General features: G+C 74.6%; 5 protein-coding genes. 3 read left to right on the top strand and 2 right to left on the bottom strand.

Annotated elements, in window-relative coordinates:
- A partial coding sequence (locus tag KBX39_RS22470) for a phosphotransferase (RefSeq protein WP_210872368.1) occupies positions 1-844 on the top strand: 844 nt, incomplete at its 5' end.
- Between the two features lie 92 nt (positions 845-936).
- Here KBX39_RS22470 and KBX39_RS22465 read toward each other — a convergent pair.
- The gene (locus KBX39_RS22465) at positions 937-2,163 is read right to left on the bottom strand and encodes an ROK family transcriptional regulator (protein WP_210872366.1); all 1,227 of its coding nucleotides are present in this window, start codon (positions 2,161-2,163) and stop codon (positions 937-939) included.
- Positions 2,164-2,346: 183 nt separating this feature from the next.
- Positions 2,347-3,216, bottom strand: coding sequence for a universal stress protein (locus tag KBX39_RS22460; protein ID WP_210872370.1), 870 nt, complete (start codon positions 3,214-3,216; stop codon positions 2,347-2,349).
- Positions 3,217-3,329: 113 nt separating this feature from the next.
- On the opposite strand from KBX39_RS22460, the gene KBX39_RS22455 reads away from it, so the two are divergent.
- Positions 3,330-3,788 (top strand): MarR family winged helix-turn-helix transcriptional regulator, encoded by a 459-nt coding sequence (locus tag KBX39_RS22455; protein ID WP_069088933.1) that lies wholly within the window; start codon positions 3,330-3,332, stop codon positions 3,786-3,788.
- 74 nt (positions 3,789-3,862) lie between these two features.
- Positions 3,863-5,159 (top strand): MFS transporter (locus KBX39_RS22450; protein ID WP_210872364.1); only part of this gene is annotated, 1,297 nt, incomplete at its 3' end.

The following is a 5,159-nucleotide window of genomic DNA, read 5'->3' as shown; positions in this document are numbered from 1 at the left end:
GCACTCGCAGCCGGGCGGCTTCTCCCCCGGCACCGCCGACCGCGTCCGTACCGCAGGCGGTGGCCGGGCCTTCGTCAAGGCGGTCAGCCCGGCGCAGAACGACCGCAGTCCCCACCTGCACCGCGCCGAGGCCCGGATCGCCGCCGCCCTGCCCCCGGACGCGCCCGCGCCCCGGCTGCTCGGCAGCTACGACGACGGCCACTGGATCGCGCTCGTCTTCACCGACGTCGAGGGCCGGCACCCGGCTACCCCGTGGCGTACCGGTGAGCTGGCCGCCGTGCTGTCCACGCTGGAGGCGATGGCGGCGACGCTCACCCCGGCGCCCGCCGCCGCCGGAACCACCACCGCCGCCGAACACCTCGCGTACGACTTCGGCGGCTGGCGGCGCCTCGCCGCCGACCCGCCGGCCGACCTCGACCCGTGGGCCCGGTCCCACCTGCCCGAGCTGTGCGCCGCCGCCGACCGGGGCCTGGCCGCGCTCGCCGGTGACACGCTCTGCCACGTCGACGTCCGCGCGGACAACCTGCTGCTCGGCCCGGACGGATCGGTCACCGTGGTCGCCTGGCCGTGGGCCTGTCGCGGGCCGGCCTGGCTGGACACCCTGTTCACCGTCGTCAACGTCCAGGTGTACGGCGGACACGACCCGGACGCGCTGCTGGCCGCCCAGCCGCTGACCGCCGATGTGGACCCGGCCGACCTGACCGGCGTGCTGGCCGGCCTCACCGGCTTCTTCCTCGACGGCGCCCGCCAGCCCCCACCCCCCGGCATCCCCACGGTCCGAGCGTTCCAGCGCCAACAGGGCGAGGCTCTCCTCCCTTGGCTGACCCACCGCCTGACCCCCTGACCCGCCGCCGGGCGCGTGCCGCCGTCGATCTTGGAGTTGTGGCGCCTCACAAGGCTCACCAAAGCGACATCCCAGGCGCCACAACTCCAAGATCAGCGAAGCGCCGAGGCGCGGGTGAGGGTGCCGAGGGGGTCGGCGAACAACGGGGTGAAGCCCCGTTCGGCGGCGCCGATCAAGGTGGCGTCGTAGCCGAGCGCGGACACCCGCAGGCGGGCCTTGTCGCGGGAGATGGGCAGCACGTTGGCGGCGATCCGGCCGCGGACGTGGGCGGCGCAGACCGGAAAGACCTCGCTGAGCGTGCCCCCGAAGATCACCACGCCGGGGTTGAACAGATTGATCACGTTCGCCACGCCGATGCCCAGCCAGTCACCGATGTGCCGCAGCGCGTCCCGGGCGGCCGGCTCGCCCCGCGACGCGGCGGCCACCACGGCCCGTACCGCCTCGCGGCCCTTCTCCCCCGCCGGGCGGCCGGCGGCGTCGAGCAGCGCCCGCTCACCGACCTCGGCCTCCAGGCACCCGCGCGAGCCGCAGCCGCAGGGCCTCCCCTGGTACGGGTTCACGAGCATGTGCCCGACCTCGGAGGCGTACCCGCCGTCGCCGTCGAGCAGCTCACCGCCGACGATGATCCCGCCGCCGACGCCCACGTCACCGTGCAGGTAGACGACGTTCTGCACGCCGACTCCGGCGCCCCGCTGGTGCTCCGCCAGCGCGCCCAGGTGCGCCTCGTTGCCGACCAGGACCGGCAGGCCCAGGTCCAGCCGCCCGGCCAGCTCGGCGCCGAACGCCTGGTCCACCCACCCCATGTCCGGTCCGAAGCGGACCATGCCGTCGCCGGGCCGGATCATCCCGCAGTACGACGCGCCGACGCCCACGCACACCGACCCGGCCGGCGCGGCGTGGTGCAGCGCCCGCCCGAAGTCGGCGAGCACCGAGACCACCGAGTCGAGGTCGGCCCCGGCCCGTGGCCGTTCCGCCTCCAGGCGGGCCGACACCACGCCGCCGAGCCCGACACGGGCGGCCACGAGCCGGTCCACGGCGATGTCGAAGGCGAGAACGTAGAAGGTGTCCGAGGCCGGGCGGACCACAAGCGACGGTCGTCCCGCCCGTCCGCTGCCGCCGGCCGCCACCTCCCGGACCAGACCGGCCGACGCCAGTTCCGCGGTGAGCGCCATGACCGTGCTGCGGTTGACGCCCATCCACTCGGCCAGCTCGACGCGGGTGACCGGGCCGGTCAGGTGGACGCGCCGAAGCAACGCGCCGAGGTTGGCTCTGCGGCCGTCCCCCTGCGCATGCCGGTCCGCGACCAGGCCCTTCCGCATCGACCACTCCGTCAGACGGCGACTGGCTTGTGACCCGAGAATAGTTGCCGCGCATCGACGGGTGCCAGCGCCCGCCTCCGGGGACGGCTGCCTCAACCATCGCGGGCCCGACCGGCGCGCCGCGGGCAGCGGTGACGAAGCGGGTGCCTCCCTCGGCCGGGGAGGCACCCGTGCGCCGCCGGGTTACTCCGCTTCGCGGACCGGGCTCTGCGGCACCACCATCACCGGCCGGTGGGCACGGTGCAGGGTGGCCATGGCGACACTGCCGAGCAGGATCTTGCGCATCGCCGTCCGTCCGCGCGAGCCGACCACCACCGCGCTCGCCTTGTGCTCGGTGGCGACGGCGGAGAGCGCCTCGGCCACCGCGCGTCCCTGGGCGCCGCGTCCGGCGCTGACCCGCACGACGGTGACCGAACCGCCGGCCGTGTCCGGGGTGGGCGTCTCCCCCTCGTCGCCGTCGACGGCGACCAGGACGACGTCCCGCTCGGGGAAGAGACGCCGGGTGGAGTCGAGCGCCGCCTCGGCGCCGGCGGAGGCGTCCCAGCCGACCACCACCGGGCCGGCGGCGAGCGCGTCGTGCTCGTCGGTGAGCAGCGGGTGCGGCACCACCAGGACGGGCCGCGGGCTGTAGTGCACGGCCATGTCCGAGACGCTGCCGAGCACGGCCCGGGCGCCGCCCAGACCGCGCGAGCCGAGCAGCAGCACGTCGGTCTGCTTCTCGTCGGCCAGCTCGGCGAGCCGGAGCCCCTCACCGCCGTAGCTGCGGCACACGAGCGGCTCGGCGTCCCAGCCGGCGGCGCGGGCCAGCATCACGCCGACGGAGGTGAGCCGGTCGGCTTCCCGGCCGCCCTCGCGCTCGATCGCCTCCACGAACGCGTTGATGTTGCGCTTGCCGGTCCAGAGCCGCTTGCGCAGCTCCTCGCTGGCGAACGGAGGCGTCCACAGATGCCCGATCCACGCGTGCGCGCCGGGGAACAGCAACGCGCCCGCCTCGATGGCGGCGCTCGCGGCCGGAGACCCGTCGTAACCCACCATCACTTGCCTGCCGTGCACGTCGCTCACCGCACCGAACCTCTCCTGCCGACGACATCTCACAAGATCGTATCCGCGGTCCGACCGGGTCCGCGCCGGATCATCCGCCACGAACCCATCGGTACGCTGGGCGGATGAGCACCCCGGACCTGTCGTACCTGCTCGACCACACCAGTCATGTGCTGCGCACCCGGGTGGCGGCGGCCCTGGCCGAGATCGGGCTGACCGCGCGGATGCACTGCGTGCTCGCGCACGCGCTGCCCGAGGAGCGTACGCAGATCCAGCTCGCCGAGATGGGCGACATGGACAAGACGACGATGGTGGTGACGGTGGACGCGCTGGAGCAGGCCGGGCTGGCGGTGCGGCGTCCGTCGCGTACCGACCGGCGGGCCCGGATCATCGCGGTCACCGAGGAGGGCGCCCGGGTGGCCGCGCGCAGCCAGGAGATCGTCGACCGGGTGCACGCCGAGGCGCTGGCGAGCCTGCCGGAGGACGAGCGGGCGGTCTTCCTGCGCGCGCTGGAGCGCCTGGCCGCCGGCCATTTGGCCACGCCGGTGCAGAGCCCGAAGCCGGCCCGCCGGGCTCGCCAATAGTCCCTCAATAGATTGTCCGTAACGGAACTATCCGTTACGGTCCATCCTGTCGCACCTCTCGACAGGAGGACTCCATGTCCGCTCCCCGCTCGCGGCGGCTCGCCCTCGGCGTGCTCGCCACCAGCGCCCTGATGACCATCCTCGACGGCAGCATCGTCACCGTGGCGATGCCGGCCATCCAGCGCGAACTGCGCTTCTCCCCGGCCGGCCTGAGCTGGGTGGTGAACGCGTACCTGATCGCGTTCGGCAGCCTGCTCCTGCTCGCCGGCCGCCTGGGCGACCTGGTCGGACGCCGGGCGATGTTCCTCGGCGGCACCGCGCTGTTCACCGCCGCCTCGGTGCTGGCCGGGGTGGCGGCGAACAGCGCCACGCTCGTCGCGGCCCGTTTCCTCCAGGGTGTCGGCAGCGCGGCGGCGGTCGCGGTGAGCCTCGGCATCCTGGTCACGCTCTTTCCCGACGCCGCCGAGCGGGGCCGGGCGATCGCCGTGTTCGCCTTCACCGGCGCGGCCGGGGCGGCCATCGGCCAGGTCGCCGGCGGCCTGCTCACCGACGCGCTGGGCTGGCACTGGATCTTCCTGATCAACCTGCCGATCGGCCTGGCCACGATCGCGCTCGCGGTCCGTACGCTGCCCGCCGACCGGGGCCTGGGCCTGGCCGCCGGGGCCGACGTGGCGGGCGCGCTGCTGGTCACCGCCGGACTGGTGCTCGGCATCTACACGGTGGTCACGATCGAGCGGTACGGGGCGACGTCGGCGCGTACGCTCGGCCTCGGCGCGCTCGCCGTCGCGCTGGTCGCCGGGTTCGTCGTCCGGCAGGCGACCGCACGCCGCCCGCTCATGCCGCTGCGGATCCTGCGCTCGCGCGGCGTGGCGGTGGCGAACGTGGTCCAGATCCTCACCGTGGCGTCGACGTTCGCGTTCCAGGTGCTCGTCACGCTCTACCTCCAGCAGGTGCTCGGCTACGACGCCACAGGCACCGGGCTGGCCCTGCTCCCGGCGGCAGTCGTCATCGGCGCGGTGTCGCTGGGCGTCTCCGCCCGGCTCAACGCCCGGTTCGGCGAGCGGGCGGTGCTGCTGGCCGGGCTCGTCCTGCTCGTCGCCATGTTCGTGCTGCTGGCCCGCGTACCGGTGGACGGCCGCTACCTGCCCGACGTGCTCCCGGTGATGTTGCTCGCCGGCGGGTTCGGGCTGGTGCTGCCGGCGCTGACCGCGCTCGGCATGTCCGCCGCCCGCCCCGACGACGCCGGTCTCGCCTCCGGGCTGTTCAACACCACCCAGCAGCTCGGCATGGCGTTCGGCGTAGCGGTGCTGTCCACGCTGGCCGCCGCCCGTACCGCGGACCGGGTCGCGCTCGGCGACGACCGGGCCGCGG

It is taken from the genome of Micromonospora sp. D75 (genome assembly GCF_018070405.1).
In the GTDB taxonomy this organism is placed as follows: domain Bacteria; phylum Actinomycetota; class Actinomycetes; order Mycobacteriales; family Micromonosporaceae; genus Micromonospora; species Micromonospora chalcea.
This window is presented reverse-complemented; position numbering and strand designations above follow the sequence as displayed.